Annotated in this window: 17 protein-coding genes; 9 read left to right on the top strand and 8 right to left on the bottom strand. The window is 73.8% G+C overall.

All coding sequences use genetic code 11. The features are described from left to right. Positions 1 to 23: 23 nt before the first annotated feature. The 3 genes from AC067U_RS26780 to AC067U_RS26770 all read right to left on the bottom strand — a co-directional run bounded on the left by AC067U_RS26780 (position 24) and on the right by AC067U_RS26770 (position 3,407). On the bottom strand, positions 24 to 1,784 hold the full coding sequence (locus AC067U_RS26780; protein WP_478832415.1) for a S8 family serine peptidase: 1,761 nt from the start codon (positions 1,782 to 1,784) through the stop codon (positions 24 to 26). A gap of 423 nt (positions 1,785 to 2,207) precedes the next feature. Next, positions 2,208 to 3,020: a VOC family protein gene (locus tag AC067U_RS26775; RefSeq protein WP_478832322.1), complete on the bottom strand. Its 813-nt coding sequence runs from the start codon at positions 3,018 to 3,020 to the stop codon at positions 2,208 to 2,210. Between the two features lie 135 nt (positions 3,021 to 3,155). Next, positions 3,156 to 3,407, bottom strand: coding sequence for an EF-hand domain-containing protein (locus AC067U_RS26770; RefSeq protein ID WP_478832321.1), 252 nt, complete (start codon positions 3,405 to 3,407; stop codon positions 3,156 to 3,158). Positions 3,408 to 3,767: 360 nt separating this feature from the next. On the opposite strand from AC067U_RS26770, the gene AC067U_RS26765 reads away from it, so the two are divergent. The 3 genes from AC067U_RS26765 to AC067U_RS26755 all read left to right on the top strand — a co-directional run bounded on the left by AC067U_RS26765 (position 3,768) and on the right by AC067U_RS26755 (position 6,243). Then, positions 3,768 to 4,790: a DUF1996 domain-containing protein gene (locus AC067U_RS26765; protein WP_478832414.1), complete on the top strand. Its 1,023-nt coding sequence runs from the start codon at positions 3,768 to 3,770 to the stop codon at positions 4,788 to 4,790. 128 nt (positions 4,791 to 4,918) lie between these two features. Then, positions 4,919 to 5,500, top strand: a complete 582-nt coding sequence (locus AC067U_RS26760; protein ID WP_478832320.1) for a sigma-70 family RNA polymerase sigma factor — start codon at positions 4,919 to 4,921, stop codon at positions 5,498 to 5,500. After that, positions 5,497 to 6,243: an anti-sigma factor family protein gene (locus AC067U_RS26755; RefSeq protein WP_478832319.1), complete on the top strand. Its 747-nt coding sequence runs from the start codon at positions 5,497 to 5,499 to the stop codon at positions 6,241 to 6,243. The genes AC067U_RS26760 and AC067U_RS26755 overlap by 4 nt, the downstream gene beginning before the upstream one ends. 146 nt (positions 6,244 to 6,389) lie before the next feature. On the opposite strand, the gene AC067U_RS26750 is transcribed toward AC067U_RS26755, so the two are convergent. Next, positions 6,390 to 7,358, bottom strand: coding sequence for a nucleoside hydrolase (locus tag AC067U_RS26750; RefSeq protein ID WP_478832318.1), 969 nt, complete (start codon positions 7,356 to 7,358; stop codon positions 6,390 to 6,392). A gap of 183 nt (positions 7,359 to 7,541) precedes the next feature. Next, a complete protein-coding gene (locus AC067U_RS26745) occupies positions 7,542 to 9,020 on the bottom strand; it encodes a glutamate-cysteine ligase family protein (protein ID WP_478832317.1) in 1,479 nt (492 codons plus the stop codon). A gap of 367 nt (positions 9,021 to 9,387) precedes the next feature. On the opposite strand from AC067U_RS26745, the gene AC067U_RS26740 reads away from it, so the two are divergent. From AC067U_RS26740 to AC067U_RS26725, 4 genes are all read left to right on the top strand, one after another. Continuing rightward, positions 9,388 to 11,340, top strand: a complete 1,953-nt coding sequence (locus AC067U_RS26740; RefSeq protein WP_478832316.1) for a protein kinase domain-containing protein — start codon at positions 9,388 to 9,390, stop codon at positions 11,338 to 11,340. A 291-nt stretch (positions 11,341 to 11,631) separates the two neighbouring features. After that, positions 11,632 to 12,972: a phytase gene (locus tag AC067U_RS26735; RefSeq protein WP_478832315.1), complete on the top strand. Its 1,341-nt coding sequence runs from the start codon at positions 11,632 to 11,634 to the stop codon at positions 12,970 to 12,972. 189 nt (positions 12,973 to 13,161) lie between these two features. Further along, on the top strand, positions 13,162 to 13,491 hold the full coding sequence (locus AC067U_RS26730; RefSeq protein ID WP_478832314.1) for a 2Fe-2S iron-sulfur cluster-binding protein: 330 nt from the start codon (positions 13,162 to 13,164) through the stop codon (positions 13,489 to 13,491). Further along, positions 13,488 to 14,777 (top strand): NAD(P)/FAD-dependent oxidoreductase, encoded by a 1,290-nt coding sequence (locus AC067U_RS26725; protein ID WP_478832313.1) that lies wholly within the window; start codon positions 13,488 to 13,490, stop codon positions 14,775 to 14,777. The genes AC067U_RS26730 and AC067U_RS26725 overlap by 4 nt, the downstream gene beginning before the upstream one ends. A 102-nt stretch (positions 14,778 to 14,879) precedes the next feature. Here AC067U_RS26725 and AC067U_RS26720 read toward each other — a convergent pair whose 3' ends face one another. The 3 genes from AC067U_RS26720 to AC067U_RS26710 form a co-directional block, all read right to left on the bottom strand. Then, a complete protein-coding gene (locus AC067U_RS26720; RefSeq protein WP_478832312.1) occupies positions 14,880 to 16,571 on the bottom strand; it encodes an FAD-dependent monooxygenase in 1,692 nt (563 codons plus the stop codon). A 278-nt stretch (positions 16,572 to 16,849) separates the two neighbouring features. After that, complete coding sequence (locus AC067U_RS26715; RefSeq protein WP_478832311.1) at positions 16,850 to 17,221, bottom strand: hypothetical protein; 372 nt, start codon at positions 17,219 to 17,221, stop codon at positions 16,850 to 16,852. A 185-nt stretch (positions 17,222 to 17,406) separates the two neighbouring features. Further along, complete coding sequence (locus tag AC067U_RS26710; protein ID WP_478832310.1) at positions 17,407 to 18,414, bottom strand: alpha/beta fold hydrolase; 1,008 nt, start codon at positions 18,412 to 18,414, stop codon at positions 17,407 to 17,409. Positions 18,415 to 18,538: 124 nt separating this feature from the next. Between AC067U_RS26710 and AC067U_RS26705 the strand changes: the two genes are divergently transcribed. Next, positions 18,539 to 18,721 (top strand): hypothetical protein, encoded by a 183-nt coding sequence (locus tag AC067U_RS26705; protein ID WP_478832309.1) that lies wholly within the window; start codon positions 18,539 to 18,541, stop codon positions 18,719 to 18,721. 10 nt (positions 18,722 to 18,731) lie between these two features. Further along, positions 18,732 to 19,367: a nucleoside/nucleotide kinase family protein gene (locus AC067U_RS26700; protein ID WP_478832308.1), complete on the top strand. Its 636-nt coding sequence runs from the start codon at positions 18,732 to 18,734 to the stop codon at positions 19,365 to 19,367. Positions 19,368 to 19,412: the final 45 nt, after the last annotated feature.

Below are 19,412 nucleotides of genomic sequence, written 5' to 3'. Positions count from 1 at the left end.
GGGGTGAATCAGGGGGTGGGGGGTCAGAAGCCGAGGCTCCAGGCGTCGATGTAGCCGGTGTCGGCGGAGGCGACGTCCTGGACCCGCAGCTGCCAGGTCCCGTTGGCGGTCCAGGCGGAGGCGTCGACGGTGAAGGTGGTGATCACGTTGTCGCCGCTGTCGCTGGAGGAGTTCTGCAGGCGCTTGACGGCGCCGCCGGGGCCGACCAGGTCGATCACCAGGTCACCGCGGTAGGGGTGCTTGATGTCGACGTTCACCTTCAGTGCGGCCGGGGCGTTGCCGGTGCGGCCGGAGACGGTGATGGAGGAGGAGACGGCACCGCCGTTGTCCGGGATGGACACGTTGGCGGTGTTCTCGTAGGCCGGGGTGACCGGGCCGGTGACCGCGGCGACCGTCGTGGCCGCGTCGGCGAGGCCGGCGCCGCAACCGCCGGTGCAGGTGCCGGCCAGCGGGCGGGCGTTGCTCTTGATGGCCGACTCGATCTGGGCCGGGCTCAGCGCGGAGTTGGCCGACTTCATCAGCGCGGCGAGACCCGCGATGTGCGGGGCGGCCATGCTGGTGCCCTGGTACGGCTTGTAGTTCTCGGTGCCCGGGGTGCTGGTGCCGGAGTTCAGCGTGGAGAGGATGCCGTTCTCGGGGGTGGTGATGGTGCCGGGCGTGTCGGTGGCGCGGCGGGTCTCACCGCCCGGGGCGGCGATGTCCACGGAGGCGCCGTAGTTGGAGTAGTAGGAGCGGTCGCCGGTGCGGTTGCTGGCCGCGACGCTGATGACGTTGCCGCAGCTGGCCGGGGAGAACCCGGCGGCGTCGGCGTTGCTGTTGCCGGCGGCCACCACGACGGTGGTGCCGCGGGACACGGCCGCGTTGATGGCGTTCTGGTAGCTGGTGCCGCAGGTGCCGGACCCGCCGAGGCTCATGTTGATGACCTTGGCCGGGGTGGCGTTGGCCGGGACGCCGGGCACCGAGCCGCCGGACGCCCAGGTGATGGCGTCGACGATGTCGGAGGTGGCGCCGCCGCACTTGCCGAGCACGCGGACGGGCTGGATCTTGGCGCCGTAGGAGATGCCGGCGATGCCCTTGGCGTTGTTGGTGGCGGCGCCGATGGTGCCGGCCACGTGCGTGCCGTGCCAGGAGGACGTGCTCGCCTTGGAACCGAGGCCGCACTCGCCGGCGGAGGACCAGTCGCCCTCGTCCGCCGGGTTGCTGTCGCGGCCGTTGCCGTCGCGGGCGGCGCTGGAGCTGGTGATGAAGTCGTAGCCGGCCACGATGTTGGCGGCGACGTCGGAGTGCGCGACGTAGCCGGTGTCGATGACGGCGACGGTGACGCCGGTGCCGGTGGTGGTGTCCCAGGCCGCCGGGACGTTCATGCCCGCCGTGGCCTCGAAGAGGTCCCACTGCTGGGCGTACTCGGTGTCGTTCGGCGTGGCCATGGCGTACGCGCGGGTGTCCGGCTCGACGTAGGCGACGTCCGGGTCGGCGCGGAACTGGGCCATCACGTCGGCCGCTTCGGCCGGGGCCAGGGTCCCGCCGAGGTCCACGAGCGCGGCCCCCGTGCCGAGGCGGCGCTCGAAGGCCACGGTCTCGCCGGCCTTCTTGCCCTTCGCCTTGGCGTCCGCGTCGGCGGCGGTGTTGGAACTGGCTTCGGTGGCACCGGACTTGTAGCCGACGATCAGGTTCTCGACCGGAGCGGCGGGCTGTGGCACCGCGGTGCCGGCGGTCGGCGCGGTGGCCGGGCGGGACAGCGCCATCGAGGTGGTGACGGTGCCGCCGAGCAGGGTGGCGGACATCGCCACGACGGATATGAGCCGTCTGGGTGCGTGCACGGTGTTCCCTTCGCGGGCGTTTCCGGACAGGCCGGAGCGACCGGTTGGTGCGGTGTGGGAGGTGTACCGGCGAGAGGTGTCGCGGCCTGAAGTGATCGCCGGTGGGCAGACAGTAGGCAAACCCGGGATGAACCCGATACGGGGAAAACCCTTGCCGGTCCCCTCCCGCCCCCTCGCACCCCCAACGGCCCCCACGCCGCCGCCTTCATCAACTCCCGGCAAGAGCTGGGAAGTTGACGGTCACGCCGCGCGCGTCACCCCTCCGCACCCCTGAAAAGAGTTCACACGCCGGACATATTCATCCGAATATCGGACGCCGGTGTCCGCTGAGATCGCGACACGCACAACCCCGCAGCTCACGGCGGAACGGGGATCGCGGGGGCCGTTTCAGGCCTTCGCCGCCGCCGGCGGGTCGTACGGGTCCACGTCCACCGTCGTCGCGACGGTGAACAGCGCTCCGTCGGGGTCCCGCAGGGTCGCGTGCCGGGCGTCCTCGCCGGGCATCCGGGTGACCAGGGTGCCGCCCAGCGCCACCGCCGTGTTCACGGCCTTGTCCAGATCGGCCACCCGGAAGTTGACGTGCCAGCGCGGCCGGATCGCGGGGTCGGGCGCGACCTCCAGCGCCCCGCCGCGGATCCGTGCCACCGGGTGCCCGCTGTGGCGGAGCACCACGTGGTCGTCCTCGAAGGAGGTCTCGCAGCAGCCGTCCCGGCCACATCCCCAGTCGAGGACCTCTCCGTAGAAGATCGCGGAGTCGAGCGCCTGCCGGGTCCGCAGCTCCAGCCAGGCCGGGGCGTTCTCCCGGCCGACGTGCCAGTCCGGGATGGCCGCGCCCTCCCAGATGCCGAACACCGCCCCCTCGCGGTCCGCGGCCAGTGCGGCGCGGCCGGTCCCGAAGGTCAGCGGCCCGACCGCCACCGTGCCGCTGCGCTCCCGGATCCGCGCGGTGGTCTCGTCCGCGTCGTCCACGGCGAAGTAGGGCGTCCAGACCACGGGCGCGGCGAGCTGCTCGGCGATGGCCCCGAGCCCGCCCACCGGCGTGCCCTCCAGCAGGGCGACGCGGAAGGACTCACCGAGCCTGGTCGGACGGAATTCCCATCCGAGCACCTCGCCGTAGAACTTCTCCGATGCGGCCAGATCGCGGGCCATCAGGCTGACCCAGCACGGCGCACCGAACACCTCATGGGTAGACGTCGACATGGCTGTCAACCCCATCCGCCTCGGCTGTCTCACAAATTCTCTCACCCCGGGAGGGCCCGGAACCCCCCGGCGGCATCGGGGATGACGGTACGCGCCTTTCCGGTCACGGTGCGTCCCGACGCGCGGGCGGCCGGACTACCAGCCGAACCGCCGGTCCACCAGTGCGGCGAACTCCTCGAACGTGAGCACGGCGTCCCCGTTCAGGTCGGCGGCGTCGAACAGCGCGGAGGAGCTCTCGGCGTCCCCGACCGCCCAGAAGGGCAGGTCACCCTGGGCGGCGAGGGTCGGCCCCTTGACCCGCAAGGCCGTGATCACCTCGGCCCGGGTCAGCTCGCCGTCGTGGTTGAGGTCGAGTGCGTCGAACAGCTTCCGGGCCTTCTCGCTCATGGTCCCGTCCCGCTTTCCGTGTCCGTTCCGCGGCTGCGCGCCGTGCGCAGCCCCTCCGGCCATCCTCACACGTCGGCACCGTGCGCGATCCTGCGCGAAACCGGCCGGTTTCCAGCAGATCCCTTCATTGGGATCCGGTGGCGCGCATGTTGCCGAGCGCATGACACGTCCACGGCCTCGTCGAAGAGCCGCCCACGGGCCAAGGCGGGTCCTGGACCGACGCGGCCGACCTCACCGCCACCGGCCGGCCCGTGCCCCCCGCACCCTGACCGCCCCCACGCCCCACCCCCTGGGTACGATCCGCCCCGGGCCCCGGAGGCGTGGTTGACGAGGGAGGAGGCACCGGCGACCGTGACCCGCATGGGGATGGACGGGAAGACCGTGAAGGAACGGCGGCTGCTGCTCGCGCTGTTCGTCTGCCTGGCGCTGGGCGGGGTGCTCACCGCATCCGCACTCGGCACCGCCCGCGACGGCGCGCCGCACCACGCCACCGCCGGAGCCCCGCCCCCGGACGAGGACTTCACCGACTTCACCGACCCCGCCGACGTACCCGCCGGCCCGGACCAAGACCCCCCGCCCACCGGACCCGACGCCTCCACCGGCACGTTCACCGTCGACTGCGGCCGCAACGAGGAGGCCCACTACAACGAGGACAACCTCGTCGTCTCGCCCGGCCTGTCCGGCGGCGCCCACCACACCCACGCCTACGTCGGCAACCTCTCCACCCGCGCGACCTCCACCGACGCCGAACTCGCCGCCGCCCCCACCACCTGCGAGGGCGGCGACCGCTCCACCTACTACTGGCCGGTGCTGCGCCGCACCGACCGGCCCGGCACCCGCCCCCACGAACGCGCAGCCGGGCACGGCAACTCCGGCGAGATCCTGCTCCCCGCCGAGGTCCGCCTCGAATTCCGCGGCAACCCCGTCGGCAAGGTCGTCCCGATGCCCCGCTTCCTGCGCGCCATGACCGGCGACGCCGTCGCGTTCACCGCGGGCCGCGCCGCCGACGTGCGGGCCCGCTGGGGCTGTTCCGGCGCACCGGACCGGTCCACCGTCAAGTACCCCCTCTGCCCGGAGGGCGACCGCCTCACCCGCACCCTGGCCTTCCCCGGCTGCTGGAACGGCCTGGACACCGCCAACGAGACGCGTACCCACCTGCGGTTCGCCGCCCCGAACGGAGTCTGCCCGCAGGGCACCTTCCCGGTACCGGAACTGCGGATCTCGCTCGCCTACGACGTACCGCCGGGCACCCCGATCGCGCTGGACTCCTTCCCCGAGCAGCGCCACAGCCCCCTCACCGACCACGCCATGTTCGTCAACGTGATGACGGACAGCCGGATGGCGGCCGTGGTCGCCTGCCTCAACGAGGGCCGCCACTGCTGAGCCGGACACCCCTCTCCCCGGTGTGACGCGGGCCACATGAACCGTTCGGGGGCTCCGGCGCGTGTTGGTCACGACGCGGGCGGCGCACACGGGAAGACGCGCGGCACGCCGGGCAGAGAGAGGGTGAGATGGCCGGACCACTGTGGCCCCGGAGCAGGCGGGGCTCGACCGACGAAGCACTGATCAGGTCGGTGTACGAGGAGCACGGCAACGCGCTGCTCGCCTACGCGACCCGGCTCACCGGCGACCGGGCCGCCGCCGAGGACATCGTCCAGGAGACCCTCATCCGGGCCTGGCGGCACTCCGACGCCCTGGTCAACGGCAAGGGGTCGGTGCGCGGTTGGCTGCTGACCGTGGCCCGCAACATCATCACCGACCGTTACCGGGCCAAGGCGGCCCGGCCCACCGAGGTCGCGGAAACCGGCGCCACGCCCCCGGTCGAGGCCGACCACTCCGACGCCGTCGTCGACGCGATGACCGTCCTCGGGGCGCTCGACCGGCTGTCGCCCGAGCACCGGGACGTCCTCACCGAGCTGTACTACCGGGAGCACAGCGTCGCCGAGGCGGCCGACCGCCTCGGCATCCCCGCGGGTACGGTCAAATCGCGCTCGCACTACGCGCTCAAGGCGCTGCGCGAGACGTTCAGGGAAGGCGGCAGCCGACCGGGCAGCCCCGCACGCCCCGCCGGACTCAGGGAGGTGGTCGCATGAACCGGCAGCAGCACGAAGGACGGCACGGAGGACAGCACGAAAACGAACAGCTCGGCCCGTACGTCCTCGGGGTACTCGACGAGGACGAGGCCCGGCGCATCGAGGAACACGTGCGGGGCTGCGAGCAGTGCCGGCGGGAGGTGACCACCTTGAGGGAGATGGAGGCGGCCCTCGGCGAAGTCCCGCCGGAGGCGTTCCTGGACGGGCCGCCGCAGGGCGGCGACCTGATGCTCCAGCGGACCCTGCGGCAGGTCCGCGGCGAACGGAACCGGGACGGCCGGCGCCGGCTGGCCCTTGGCGGACTCGCGGCGGCGGCCGCGCTCGCCGCGGTGTTCTGGGCCGGCACCGCCACCGGCGGCAGCGGGGACGGGCCCGTCGCCCTGCCCCCGCCGCCCTCGACGGCGCCCGCCACCCCCGCGACGCCGCCGGCCGGCACCAAGGTCGGGTCCGCCACCGACGCCGGCACCGGCGCCCGGATGACCGTACGGATGACCCCCGCCGTGCGCTGGGTGAAGGTCAACGCCGCCGTCACCGGCCTGCCGCCCGGCGAGCGCTGCCGGCTGGTCGTGGTCGCCAAGGACGGCAGCCGCACCACCGCGGGCGGCTGGGTCGTGGGCAGCCACGCCAACGGCGAGGCCAAGGGCGCTTCGCTGGACGGCTCCGCCGCGGTCGACCCCTCGGCGGTCGAGTCGATCGCCGTCGAGAACGAGGCCGGCAGGACCTTCGTCACCGTCCCCCTGTAGCGGGCGGGCGGCGAGCGCGGGGCAGGGACGCCACGCCCCTTCCCCGGCACGACGGCGCGTGCCGGGGAAGGCAGACCGGAGCCCGGGAGACCGTCCCCTCCCGGGCTCCGGCACGCACTCCGGCCCGGGCGCTCCGGCCGCCGCGCTCAGCTCCTGCCGTAGGGGGAGCGGACCCCGGCCTCCGGGCCGAGCGCGGCGATCGCCGCCACCACCCGGTCCCAGAACAGGTCCTGACGGAGGTCCAGCGCCACCTTCGCGTTGGCCGGCCGGCCCGTACGTCCGTGCAGGTCCACCACCGTCATGCCCCGGGTGAGCTCCCCGTGCAGCTCCACCGCCACGTTCGTCTCCACGCACCGTACGACCTCCGGATCGATCACCCGGGCCACCGCCACCGGATCGTGCACGGGCGCCGCCGGGAACCCGTACAGGGTGCGGTAGGAGGAGGCGAAGAAACGGATCAGCTCCGCGCAGATCCGCCCGAGGTCCGTGCCCAGCCCGTCCAGGCGGGCCAGCACCTCGGGCGTGGCGAGGGCCTGGTGGGTGACGTCCAGTCCGCACATGGTCAGCGGCACCCCGCTGCGGAACACGATGTCCGCGGCCTCCGGGTCGGTGTGGATGTTGAACTCGGCGGCGGGGGTGCGGTTCCCGCGTCCGGTGGAGCCGCCCATCAGCACGATCTCCCGGATGCGGGACGCGGATTCCGGGTAACGGGTCAGCAGCAGGGCGATGTTCGTCAGCGGAGCGGTCGGGACGAGCGTCACCGGCTCCGGGTGCGCGGTCAGGATCCGGTGCATCAGCTCCACCGCGTGCTCCCGCTCCGCGTCCACCACCGGCTCCGGGAACCACGGGCCGTCCAGCCCCGACTCGCCGTGCACGTCGGCGGCGACGCCCAGCGGCTGGGCGAGGGGCCTCGGGCAGCCCGCCGCGATCGGCACCCCGGTGATACCCGCCACCGTGCACACCCGGCGTGCGTTGAACGTGGTCTTCTCCACGGTCTGGTTGCCCGCGACCGTGGTGATCGCCAGCAGGTCGACGGCGGGATCACCGGCCGCCAGCAGGATCGCGAGCGCGTCGTCGTGCCCCGGATCGCAGTCGATGATGATCGGTACGGCCACGTGTCTCTCCTCGGCGTGCGCGGTGCCCACGGTGTGTGCCTCCACCATGCACCGGACCCGGACGGTGGTGCCCGCACGCATGGGCGGCCGGGCCGTGCCGCCCTACCGTTTCCGGCCATGGTGATCGAACCCGGCGGAGGCGCGCGGGCTGCGGCATCGAGGAAGTGACGGTCGGTGTGACGGTCAGTCGACCGGCCACGTGTGCGCCGGAGCGTTCAAGTGCATGTAGCCGATGTACTGCTGGGTCATCCGCCGCAGTGCCTCGTGCCGGTCCGCATGGCGGATGTCGTGGATGTGGTGGAACACCTCCGACTGCCACACCGCGCCGTTGCGGCCGCTCACGCACCGCTGCTCGATGATGCCCAGCAGCGGCTCCCGCCAGGCCGCGTCCATGCCGGACGCCTCCAGTCCGCGGTGCGCCAGCGGCAGCAGGCGGCGCAGCACCAGCTCGGTCACCGGAAGCTGGCCCATGCCCGGCCAGTACAGGTGCGCGTCGATCCCGTGGCGTGCCGCGGTGTGCAGGTTGTCCTCCGCGGCCGAGAACGACATCCGCGACCACACCGGCCGGTCCTCGTCCACCAGGGCGCGGGTCAGCCCGTAGTAGAAGGCGCCGTTCGACAGTACGTCGGCCACCGTGGGGCCGGCGGGCAGCACGCGGTTCTCCACCCGCAGGTGCGGCACGCCGTCGACCACGGCGTAGACGGGGCGGTTCCAGCGGTAGACCGTGCCGTTGTGGAGGGTCAGCTCCGCCAGTGAGGGAGTGCCGCCGCGGTCCAGCACCTCCTGCGGGTCCTCCTCGTCGCACAGCGGCAGCAGGGCGGGGAAGTACCGCACGTTCTCCTCGAAGAGGTCGAAGACGCTGTTGATCCACCGCTCGCCGAACCACACCCGGGGCCGCACGCCCTGCACCTTGATCTCGTCCGGCCGGGTGTCCGTGGTCTGCTCGAACAGCGGGATGCGCGTCTCGCGCCACAGCTCCTTGCCGAACAGGAACGGAGAGTTCGCCGCCAGGGCCACCTGCACCCCGGCGACGGCCTGGGCCGCGTTCCAGTAGTCCGCGAAATCCTCCGGCGAGACCTGGAGGTGGAACTGGGTGCTGGTGCACGCCGCCTCGGGCGTGATGGTCTCCGCGTACATCTCCAGGCGCTCCACCCCGTCCACCGAGATCAGCAGGTCCTCGCCCCGCGCGGCGAAGATCTGCTCGTTCAGCAGGTGGTACCGCGGGTTCTCCGACAGTGACTCCGGCCCGACGTCGGCCGGCTCCAGCGTCGGCAGGATCCCGACCATGACCAGGTGGGCGCCGATCGCCGCAGCCTTCTCCTCGGCGTGGTTCAGCGCGTCCCGGATCTCCTGCTCCCAGGAGTCGGGTCCGCCCGCGGTCAGCCGCCGCGGCGCGATGTTGATCTCCAGGTTGAACCGGCCCAGCTCGCTCGACCAGGAGGGATCCGCGATCGCCTGCAGGACGTCCGTGCTGCGCATGGCGGGTTCGCCGACGGGGTCCACGAGGTTCAGTTCGATCTCCAGACCGACCTGCGGCCGCTCGAACTCGAACCGGGACTCCCGCAGCATCCGCGTGAACACGTCGAGGCACGTGTGCATCTTGTTCCGGAACCGGCGTCGATCGTCACGGGTGAACACCAGCGCCGGAACGTCACGGCCCATGTCGGCCCTCCCGGGTCTCCTCGGTCCGCCCCCGCCTACAGCGTCCCACTCCCGGGCCCGCCGGGCCATCGTGGCCCGCCCGGAACCGGCAGCGGGTCCGCGGCGAGTCGGCTCCGGGCCTGGGGATCGGCTTCTCGGCGCCCTCGACGGCCCGGACCGCCCCACCGGGACCCGGTCACGGACCGTTACGGTACGCCACGGCCGCCGACGGGAGCGCCGTGCGCGGGCCTCGGAGCCGGCTCGTGCAGGAGGCGGGAGGGATCGGCCACCTGGTCCTCCGAACTCCCGCTCATGCGCGGGCTGTTCAGGCTGACCCATGCGGTAGATTCCGGAAAATGATTCCAGTTTCGATGGTGGGGTTACCGACGTGTCAGAGCTGAGGGGGAGCGGGGCCGAGCCGCTGGAGGCGGAGGACCCGCGCCGTATCGGGCCGATTCCGCTGGTGGGCCGGCTCGGCGCCGGCGGCATGGGGCGGGTGTACCTCGGGGTCCACGAGGGCCGGTACGTCGCCGTCAAGCAGTTGCTCGCCTCGGTCGTCGGAGAGGACGCGGACTTCCTGCGCCGGTTCGGACACGAGCTCGACAACCTCGCCCGGCTGCCCGCGGAAAGCACCGCGCCGCTGCTGGCCGGCGACCGCACCGCGCGGCCCCCGTGGTTCGCCACCGCCTACGTGCCCGGCCTCACCCTGCGGGAGGCGGTGGACGTCCACGGCGGCCCCCTGCCGGGGAGCGCCCTGTGGCTGCTCCTGCGGGAGGCGGCGGCGAGCCTGGCACCCGTGCACGCCCTGGACATGGTGCACCGCGACCTGAAGCCCTCCAACGTGATGCTGACGCTCGACGGCCTGGTCCTCATCGACTTCGGCATCGCCAGGGCGGCCGAGCAGAGCCGGCTGACCCGGACCGGCATGGTGGTGGGCACACCCGCCTACATGGCACCCGAACAGGCCTCGGGCTCGCGGGGAGTGAGCGGCGCCACCGACGTGTTTACGCTGGGCTCGCTGCTCGCGTACGCCGCCTGCGGCCGGCCGCCGTTCGGTGACGAGTCGGGGCACGGGGTCCTCTACCGCATCGTCCACGAGGAGCCCGATCTGGAACCGCTGCGGGCGCTGGACCCGGAGCTCGCCGAGCTGGTCGCGGCCTGCCTGGACAAGGACCCCGACGCCCGCCCCACCGCCGCCGCACTCCTCGGCCGCGCCTCGGAGCGCACCTCCCCGGGCGGTGCGGGTCCGCAGTGGCCGGCGGTCATCGCAGAGCGGCTGGCCGAGCGGGCCGCCTTCGCCGCGGACGTGCAGGAGGCCGACGTGCCGACGGTCCCGCTCACGGGCGGCGAGGCGCAGGCGAAGGCGGGGGAGGAGCCGGGTCCGGCAGCGGCTCCGGGTGCGGATCAGCCGGAGCGGCCGCAGCCCGCGGACCCGCCCGGGCAGTCGGCACCGCCGGTGCAGGTGCAGGTGCCGCCGGAGCGGCCCGCGGGGCCGCGACGCAGCCGCCGCACTCGGGTCGTGCTCGCCGTCGTCCCCGTGGTCGTGGTCGCGGGCAGCACGACGCTCGTCCTCCAGAACCTGCCGTTCGCGTCGACGCCGCAGGCCGGGGGACAGGCGTCCCCGTCCGTCTCGGTCTCCGTCTCGGTCGCGGCGCCGGGCTCCGCACCGACGGCACCGGCCTCGGGCGGCAGCCCGTCGAACCCCGCTCCCACCGCACCGTCCGGCACCACGGCCGGCAACGGCCCCGGGGGCGCGGGCGGTCCGGGTGGCCCGGGCGGGACGGGTCCGCAGCAGAACGCCGTCGGGGGAGCGGCGGCCGGCGGGCAGGACGGCGGCACGGCGGGCACCGGTCCCGGCGGTGCCGCGGCCTCCGGTGGCTCCGGCAGCACGACCGGATCCGGCACTCCCGGCGGCGGCACCCCCGGCGGCGGAACGTCCACGCCCAAGCCGACCACCAAGCCCCCGGCCACCCCGCCCCCCGCCTCGGGCACCTCCCGCTACCGCAACGGCGACAACGGCCGGTGCATCACCCAGGTCTTCGGCGCCTCGGCGGCGGGGGACTGCGGGGACTCGACCGCACGGTGGACCGTGCGGAGCCGGCCGGACGGTACGTTCAAGCTGGCCAACCAGCAGACCGGGCAGTGCCTGTACTCCAACGGGCTCGGCCAGGCCGTCTTCGTGGGCGACTGCGCCCAGGACGTGGGCCGCCTGTGGCGTACGGGTTCCGGTGGGAGCCTCCGCAGCCTGTACGGCGGCGGCTGCCTCGACCTGGGCATGACCGGCGACCTGGTCACCGCCTCCTGTGCCGGCGAGGCGTCCCAGCGCTGGACCCGCTCCTAGTGTCCCGAGCCGGAGATTCCTCGTCGGTCCGGCGTGAGCCGTCCTGGACGGAGGTCCCGGCGGTGGTGCCGTCCGTGGCTACGTGATCAGCGCCGTCCGGCCGTGCGGCAACTCTTGATGGTTGATCATCTTCCCCGTGTTGAAAGGGGGTTCGCGCCCGGAGTGCCGAGTTCACCCGGCGCACATCGGACCTTCGCCGGGTGACCCGCCGGATGTCATCCGGCGGTCCGAGGCTCTGCGCGTCCACCCCCCAAGGCCCTGACTTGTCATGGCCCTGATGTTGGAGTCCTCGTGGCCCTGAACCGCCGCACCAAGCCGGCCGCGCTCACCCTGAGCGCGGCCGCGGTGCTCCTCGTCACCGCCGTCACCGCCCCGGCCCCGGCCGCGGCCCAGCCCGGGCCCGCCGGAGCGAAGGGCCGTCCGGCCCGCGCCCTGCCCACGGTGACCCCCACCGCCCAGACCGCGCCGCTGTTCGACGACGAGGAGGGCGGCAACGCCAACGCCGACGACCCCGCGATCTGGCGCAACCGCACCGACCCCGCGCGCAGCCTCGTCGTGGCCACCGCCAAGGAGGGCGGTCTGCGCGTCTACGACCTCGACGCCAAGGAGGTCCAGTCCCTGCCCGCCCCGGCCGGGCCCGGAGCGGAGGACGCGCCCGGGCGGTTCAACAACGTCGACCTCGTCCACGGCATGCGCCTGACCTCCGGCCGGGCGGACATCGCGGTGGTCACCGACCGGGGCAACGACCGGCTCCGCTTCTACCGGATCGACCGCAACCGGCCGCAGGGCCCGCTGACCGACGTCACCGACCCGGCCGCCCGCCCCGTCTTCTCCGCCGACCAGGCCGAGATCAACGAGCAGCGGACCGCCTACGGCCTGGCCACCTGGACCGACCCCGCGACCGGGCGCTCGTACGCGGTGGTCAGCCGTCGGCACGAGACCCGCGTCGCGCTCCTCGAACTCCTCGCCGGCCCGGGCGGCACGGTCGGCTACCGCCAGGTCCGCACGCTGGACCTGCCGTCCTCGTTCCGCATGCCCGGAGGGGCCTCCTGGACGCCCTGCGGCGAACCCGGCGAACGGCCGCAGGTCGAGGGCATGGTGATCGACCCGGCCAACGGCGTGCTCTACGCCGGCCAGGAGGACGTCGGCATCTGGCGGGTCCGCGCCGACCTCACCGGACGCCCCGAACTCATGGACCGGGTCCGCGAGTACGGCGTTCCGGCCGTGTACGACGAGGAGACCGAGGAGTGCGCCGCCGGCGCCGACCCGGGCTTCGGAGGCCGCCACCTGACCGCCGATGTCGAGGGGCTCACCGTGATCGGCGAACCCGGCGGCGACGGCTACCTGATGGCCTCCAGCCAGGGCGACGACACCTTCGCCTTCTACGACCGCGAGGCCGACGAGGACAACGAGTACGAGGCGGGCCTGCGGATCACCGCCCGCTCCCGCGAGCTCGACGGCTCCGAGGAGTGCGACGGCGCGGCCGCCCTCAACCAGCCGCTCGGCCCCAAGTACCCGCGCGGCCTGCTGGTCGTCCAGGACGGCCACGACGCCCCGCACGACGGCGAACGCACCGCCACCGGCTTCAAGTTCGTCGACCTCGGCACGGTGCTGGACCGCATCGACGACTGACCTCCGCCCCCGGGGCGACCGGGGCGGGCAGCGCATGCCGCCCGCCCCGGCCAAGGCGATAGTGCGCCGGTATCCGGTCGATAGGGCCCGTTCCTAATGTCGTGTCCAGACGGAGCGAAGAGCACCGACAGAACCGACAGAACCGACAGAACCGACAGAACCGACCCACGGCCCCTCCAGGAGCACCCGATGCCCAAGATCACCTACCTCGCCACCGACCGCAGTCGCGAGACCACGCTCGACATCCCCGTCGGCACGAGCATCATGCGCGGTGCCGTCTCGAACGACGTCACCGGCATCGTCGGCCAGTGCGGCGGCTACGCCCAGTGCGGCACCTGCCACGTCTACGTCGAGCCCGAGGGCCTCGGCAAGCTGGCCGAGCCGGAGGCGGAGGAGGACGAGATGCTGGAGTTCACCGCCTGCGAGCGCGCCGCGGGCAGCCGCCTGAGCTGCCAGCTCACCGTCACCGACGAGCTCGACGGGCTGATCGTCCGCATCCCGGAGAGGCAGTACCAGTGAGCGCGGGCACCGAGGCCGGGCAGCCCGCCGACGCCGGTCACGTCCTCGTCCTCGGCGCCGGCCAGGCCGGCCTGCAGACCGCCGCCTCCCTGCGCGAGCACGGCCACCAGGGCCGCATCACCCTGATCGGGGACGAGGGAGTCCTCCCGTACGAACGGCCGCCGCTGTCCAAGGCCTACCTCAAGGGCGAGGCGGACGAAATCCAGCTCCGGCTCCGACCAGAGACCTTCTACGCGAGCAACGCGGTCGAGCGGGTCACGGGCACCGCCGTCGCGATCGACCGCACCGCCCGCACGGTCCGTCTCGACGACGGCTCCGTCCACGCCTACGACCACCTGGTCCTCGCGACAGGAGCCCGGCCCCGGACGATCCCGGTGCCCGGCTCCGACCTGCAGGGCATCCGCACCCTCCGTACCCTGGAGGACGCGGACGTGCTCCGGAAGGCCCTCACCGGGGCCGGGCACGTGGTGGTCGTCGGGGCCGGGTTCATCGGCCTCGAGTTCGCCGCGGCGGCGCGGGAACTGGGACACGCGGTGACCGTCGTCGAAGCCGTCGACCGGCCCCTGGCCCGGGTCGCGTCGGCTCCCACGGCCGCCCACTTCACCCGCCTGCACCGGGAACGCGGCAACACGCTGCTGCTCGGCCAGGGCATCGCCGCCTTCCACGGCGACGGCGAGGGTCGGGTGGCGGCGGTGGAACTCACCGACGGCCGCCGCCTGCCCGCCGATCTCGTCCTGGTCGGTGCGGGGGTCACCCCCTCCACCGAACTGGCCGAGGCCGCCGGACTGGCCGTCGCGGTCACCGGCGGCGTGATCACCGACGACCGGCTGCTGACGGGCGACCCCCGGATCTCGGCCGTCGGTGACTGTGCGGTCTTCCCCCACCCGCGGGCGGACGCACCGCTGCGCATCGAGTCGGTGCAGAACGCCGTCGACCACGCCCGCCTCGTCGCCGACCGGCTCACCGGCGGCGTGCGGACCTACGACGACCTTCCGTGGTTCTGGAGCAGCCAGTTCTCCACCACCCTGCAGATCGCGGGGCTCGGCCACACGGCCGACTCCGAACTGGTCCTGGGCGATCCGGACGGAGCCTTCTCGGTGCTCCTCTTCCGCGCGGACGAACTCGTCGCCGTGGAATCGGTCAACCGTCCCGCCGACCACATGTCGGCCCGCCGCATCCTCACCGGGGGTATCCCCCTCAGCCGCTGGGAGGCCGCCGCCGAAGGCTTCACCCTGCGTGCCCACCTCAAGTCCCGCACCACCCCGCCGCTCCCCGCGGCAGCCTGATCCTGCCGGCCGCGGCGCCCCCCACCAGGCGGGCGCCCGGCCTGTTCTCCCTCGACCCACCGCCGCTCAAGAACGCGGCCGGCGAGCCGTCATGACCGCTCCTCAGCCGCCGAACACGGCGGCGAGGCACTCGCCCAGCTCCCCCGCGGTCGGCCGCACCAGCCGAGCCCCCACGTACCCGTCCGGCCGGACCACGAAAGCCGTCGCCCCGTCCGCGACCCCGTACATCCGGGCGAACTCGCCCCGCGCGTCGCGGTACACCGGCAGCAACGTCCCGCCACCCCATCCGTCCCCGTCGCCCGCCCCGACCACCACGAACGCATCGACCCGGCCTCCCGACAACTTCCGTGCCTCTGCGGCCAGTTCATCGGCCCGGGGTCCGGTGCCGCCCTCGCCGGCGCCCCCGCCGTCGTACAGCACCAACACGTGCCCGCGCCCCCGCAGCACGTCGTACAGCCGTATCGGATACGCGGCGATCCGGTCCGTCAGACCACCGCAGTCCGGGGCGCGGTCGCCCGGCAGCGGTCCGGAACCGGCACCGGCGGAACCCGCCGTTCCGGCCGACCGCACGGGCCCGAGCACGGGACTGCCCCGGTACCCGACCAGCAACTGCGCCTCGCGCAGCATCGCCGTGACCGGGTCCCGCATGTCCGCCTCCATGCCCTGCGTCGCGTGCCGGACGGTCCGGCCCACGACCTCCTCGCCCACCGGTCGCCGCTCGGCGTCGTAGCTCGCCAGGAGACGGGCACCCGCGGTGCCCTCCACGGCGAGGGCGAGTTTCCACGCGAGGTTCCAGGCGTCCTGGATACCGGTGTTCATGCCCTGGGCGCCCGTCGGCGGGTGGATGTGCGCCGCGTCCCCGGCGACGAACACCCGGCCCTCCCCGTAGCGGTCCACGATCCGGTGGCTGATCCGGAACACCGAGGCCCAGCGCAGCGAGGACGCCGTCGTCGGCTGCGGCGCCAGGCGGTCCAGTACGGCCTGGATATCGGCCAGCCCGGGCGCGCTGCCGCCCTCCAGGCCGTGGGCGACACCGTCGGGGTTTCCGGCCGCCGCCCCGTCGCGCCCAGCCGCCGACAGTTCGGGCGGCACCATCATCGACAGCCGGTACCGCTTCCGGCCGGGCAGCGGGATGCACACGAGCACGTCGTCCACCGCCCCGTCCGCGCCCAGGTGCGAGGAGCGCACCGTGTATCCCTCCGGCAGGTCCCAGTCGACCTCCACGTCGCCGAGCATGTACTCCTCGGGGAACGCACCGCCTTCGAAGGACAGTCCGAGCCCCTTGCGGACGGCGCTGTGCGCGCCGTCGCACCCCACCAGGTACCGGACCCGCAGTTCCTCCTCCACTCCCGCCGCCGAGACGAGCCGGCCGGTCACACCGTCGTCGTCCTGCCGGAACGACACCAGTTCCGTGCCCCGCTCGATCCGCGCGTCATGGCGCTCCAGGGCCTCGGTGAGGATCCGCTCGGTCTCGTACTGCGGCAACGCGGCGAAGCCGTACGGCACTTCGGGCGGCAGGTAGAGGTCGTACCGGGCCTCCTCGCCGCCGTTGACGTAGACGAGCTGACCGCGCAGCGGAATGGCGGCCTCGAGGGCCTCGCGCACCAGCCCCATCCGGTCCCAGACCTCCAGCGTGCGCGGCTGGACTCCCACCGCCTTCGCGAAGGGGAGCCGCTCCACCAGACGGTCGACGATCCGGCAGGAGACACCGCGCCTGCGCAGCTCCACGGCCGTGGTCAGACCGACCGGCCCGGCGCCGACGACGAGTACGTCCGTTGCGAAGGTCTGTGCCACGTCCGCCTCCGGGCGTGCGGCCCCCCGCGGATGGGCCCCGGGCACCATGGTCGCCCACCGTCCGGGGCCGCCGCCACTCGGGCAGGCGTCCGTGGCCGACGGGCGTACCGCGGGGCCGGCGCGCCCCTGTCCCGGGGGAGAGGGCGGCAGGAGGCCCGGCGGATACGGCGGCCGTTGGTCCCGGGTCTCCGGTCTCCGGTCTCCGGTCTCCAGTCCGTAGTCCGTGGTCGGTGGTCGGTGACCGGTGGTCCGTGGTCCGCCGTCCCCGGCCCGTGGTCTCAGCGGCCGCTCAGGCGGAGGCGGGTCTCCACCTCGTGCTCACCGGGCACCGTGCCGAGGTCCTGCACCACGAAGGCCCGCGCCAGCTCGTCCCGCACCCGGCGCACCTGGTCGGCGGACCCGTAGAGCTCCGCCGTCACCGGCGAACCGAGCGCGGCCGGCGTCGCGTCGGAGGCGGTGCGGGCCGACGCGTCCACGGTCAGCGACCAGACGGTCGCCGCGCTGCCGCCCCCCGCGGCCCGGACGGTCCCGCCGGGGGCGGACACGTCGGCGAACGAGGCGCGCAGGGCGTCGAAGACCACCTCGGCCGTGTCGTGGTCACAGTCGGAGAGGTGCAGGCTGACATGGTCGGTGCTTTCCTCGGTAGTCATGCGAGGTTCCCTTCCACCGTTGAGGGCATGCGGGCCTGCGCCATCGTAGGGACCACCGCCCCGTCCCGGCCGCAGCCACCACCGCACACCGGGCCCATCACCCGTTCGCGCCGCGACCGTGCGGCGACCGTGCCCCGGCATCGCGCTCCGGAGCCCGTGGAGGCGCGATGACGGGTCCACCCGGCCTACTCCCGGCAGAGGCGGGCGATCCGCTCCAGTTCCGCCGCGAGCACCGAGGGGTCGCGCGGCCCGATGTGGGGGGCGGCGAAGGACCGTACGCGGAAACGATTCTCCGGGGTGGTCTCGTCGGCCTCGCGGATCATCAGGTCCTGGAGCGGCAGCGGGATCGACCGGTCCTCGGTGAACCGCAGGAAGGTCCGCGGCACCCGCCCCCACCGGTCCGGCAGCCCCCGTGCGTCCGTCGTCCCGATCGCCGCCGACTCGTCCGGCTCCAACAGCGCCATCAGCATCCGGATCTCGTCGTCGGGGTAGTCCGCGGCCATCGCCAGCTTCGCGGCGCGGAACACCGCGGGGTCGGCGGACCGCCAGTTGACCCGGTTCACCCCGAGCTCCCGTGGCGTCGCCACCACGGGTATGGCGAACAGCGCACTCCCCGCGTTCTCCGGCGCGACCGCCAGCGAGACCACCGTGGGGTGCTTCGTCGGGCAGAAGGCGGAGGCGTACACCAGGTGGGCCAGCAGCTCGGGGACCCGGTTCGCGACGGCGTTCAGCGTCACGCCGCCCATGCTCTGCCCCACCAGGATCACCGGCCCGTTGCGCCGGGCCCGCCGGACGACGTCCTCCACGTGGTCGGCGAAGTCGTCGAGCGTCACCTCGGCCAGCGGCGAGGGCTCGGTGCGCAGCCGCTCCAGGTCCTGCGGGGACTGGTACGACACGGGGACGTACGCGCCCCAGCCGTGGCCCGGCAGGTCCACCGCCACGGCCCGGTGGCCGCGGATCCCCATCTCCGCCACCACCGGCTGCCAGGAGGCCGAACTGGTCCCCGCCCCGTGCACGAACACGAACGTCGGCGCTCCGGGCCGGGCGCCTCCCCGCTCGGCCGCCCCGGTCGCGGCCGCCGCCGTCGACGTACCCGCCGCCGCGGCACCGACCGCCCCCGCCCCCGCAACCGCCGCCCGCAGCAGCGTGCGGCGCCCATGTCCCTTGCCCGTCTTGCCCGTTGTATCGGTCATGTGCCGCATCGTAGATCCGGCCGGATCCCGCCCCCGCGTCCACGGAAACGATCAAGCCAGCGGGCGGGCCGGGGGCGGTGGCGGTGTGCTTCACGGGGCATGAGACCGTCTGACCATGCCGGACATGACGAGCGGGTGGGAAGCGGCGCTGGCCGAGGCCTCGTCCCCGTCGTGGACGCGGCGCGTCCGCGCCGGGCGGGATCTCGCTCCGTTGGCCGAGGTTCCCGAAGCCGCGGAAACGCTCCCGGAAGCAGCCGTCCGCCGGGGCGCCGAGGAGATCTCGGCGTGGGCGGACCGCAGGAGGTGAGGACGTACCCATGGAGACGAAGGAACCGGCGGCGAGCGCCGAACTGACGGCGAGGGCGGGCGCGCTGGCCGCCCGTGGCGGACGGCGCCTCCTCGGCATCGCCGGGCCCCCGGGAGCGGGCAAGTCCACCCTGGCCGCCGCGCTCGCCCGGGCACTGGGGCCGGAGCGGGCGGTGGTGGTCCCGATGGACGGCTTCCACCTCGCCCAGGCCGAACTCCACCGGCTTGCGCGGGCCGACCGCAAGGGCGCCCCGGACACCTTCGACGTGGCCGGATACACCTCCCTCTTGCGCCGGCTCCGCGCCGCCGGACCGGCCGCGGTCTACGCCCCCTCCTTCGACCGCGCGCTGGAGGAGCCCATCGCCGGGAGCATCCGGGTGGGCCCTGGCGTCCCCCTGGTCATCACCGAGGGGAACTACCTGCTGCACGACGCGGGGGAGTGGGCACATGTCCGCCCCCTGCTGGACGAGGCGTGGTACCTCGCCCCCGACGAGGGGCTGCGCGTACGGCGCCTGATCGAGCGCCACGTCCGGTACGGCAGGGAGCCCGAGCACGCCCGCGCCTGGGTGGCACGCTCCGACGAGGCCAACGCCCGGCTGATCGCCCCCGGCCGGCACCGCGCCGACCTCGTCGTCGACGGCACGTGACACGGCCGGGGGCGGCGCGGGAGTAAACCTGCCCGCCGTACGCCG

It is taken from the genome of Streptomyces sp. NPDC043853 (assembly GCF_056436025.1).
The sequence above is the reverse complement of the archived record's forward strand: the minus strand, read 5'-3'. Positions and strand labels throughout refer to the sequence as shown.

Bases quoted from the DNA above. Each gene is read 5' to 3' on its own strand.
- AC067U_RS26700 (WP_478832308.1), top strand. From the start codon at position 18,732: ATGGAGACGAAGGAACCGGCGGCGAGCGCCGAACTGACGGCGAGGGCG.
- AC067U_RS26745 (WP_478832317.1), bottom strand. From the start codon at position 9,020: ATGGGCCGTGACGTTCCGGCGCTGGTGTTCACCCGTGACGATCGACGC.
- AC067U_RS26715 (WP_478832311.1), bottom strand. From the start codon at position 17,221: ATGACTACCGAGGAAAGCACCGACCATGTCAGCCTGCACCTCTCCGAC.
- AC067U_RS26775 (WP_478832322.1), bottom strand. From the start codon at position 3,020: ATGTCGACGTCTACCCATGAGGTGTTCGGTGCGCCGTGCTGGGTCAGC.
- AC067U_RS26705 (WP_478832309.1), top strand. From the start codon at position 18,539: ATGACGAGCGGGTGGGAAGCGGCGCTGGCCGAGGCCTCGTCCCCGTCG.
- AC067U_RS26770 (WP_478832321.1), bottom strand. From the start codon at position 3,407: ATGAGCGAGAAGGCCCGGAAGCTGTTCGACGCACTCGACCTCAACCAC.
- AC067U_RS26765 (WP_478832414.1), top strand. From the start codon at position 3,768: ATGGGGATGGACGGGAAGACCGTGAAGGAACGGCGGCTGCTGCTCGCG.
- AC067U_RS26730 (WP_478832314.1), top strand. From the start codon at position 13,162: ATGCCCAAGATCACCTACCTCGCCACCGACCGCAGTCGCGAGACCACG.
- AC067U_RS26710 (WP_478832310.1), bottom strand. From the start codon at position 18,414: ATGACCGATACAACGGGCAAGACGGGCAAGGGACATGGGCGCCGCACG.
- AC067U_RS26755 (WP_478832319.1), top strand. From the start codon at position 5,497: ATGAACCGGCAGCAGCACGAAGGACGGCACGGAGGACAGCACGAAAAC.
- AC067U_RS26760 (WP_478832320.1), top strand. From the start codon at position 4,919: ATGGCCGGACCACTGTGGCCCCGGAGCAGGCGGGGCTCGACCGACGAA.
- AC067U_RS26780 (WP_478832415.1), bottom strand. From the start codon at position 1,784: ATGTCCGCCACCCTGCTCGGCGGCACCGTCACCACCTCGATGGCGCTG.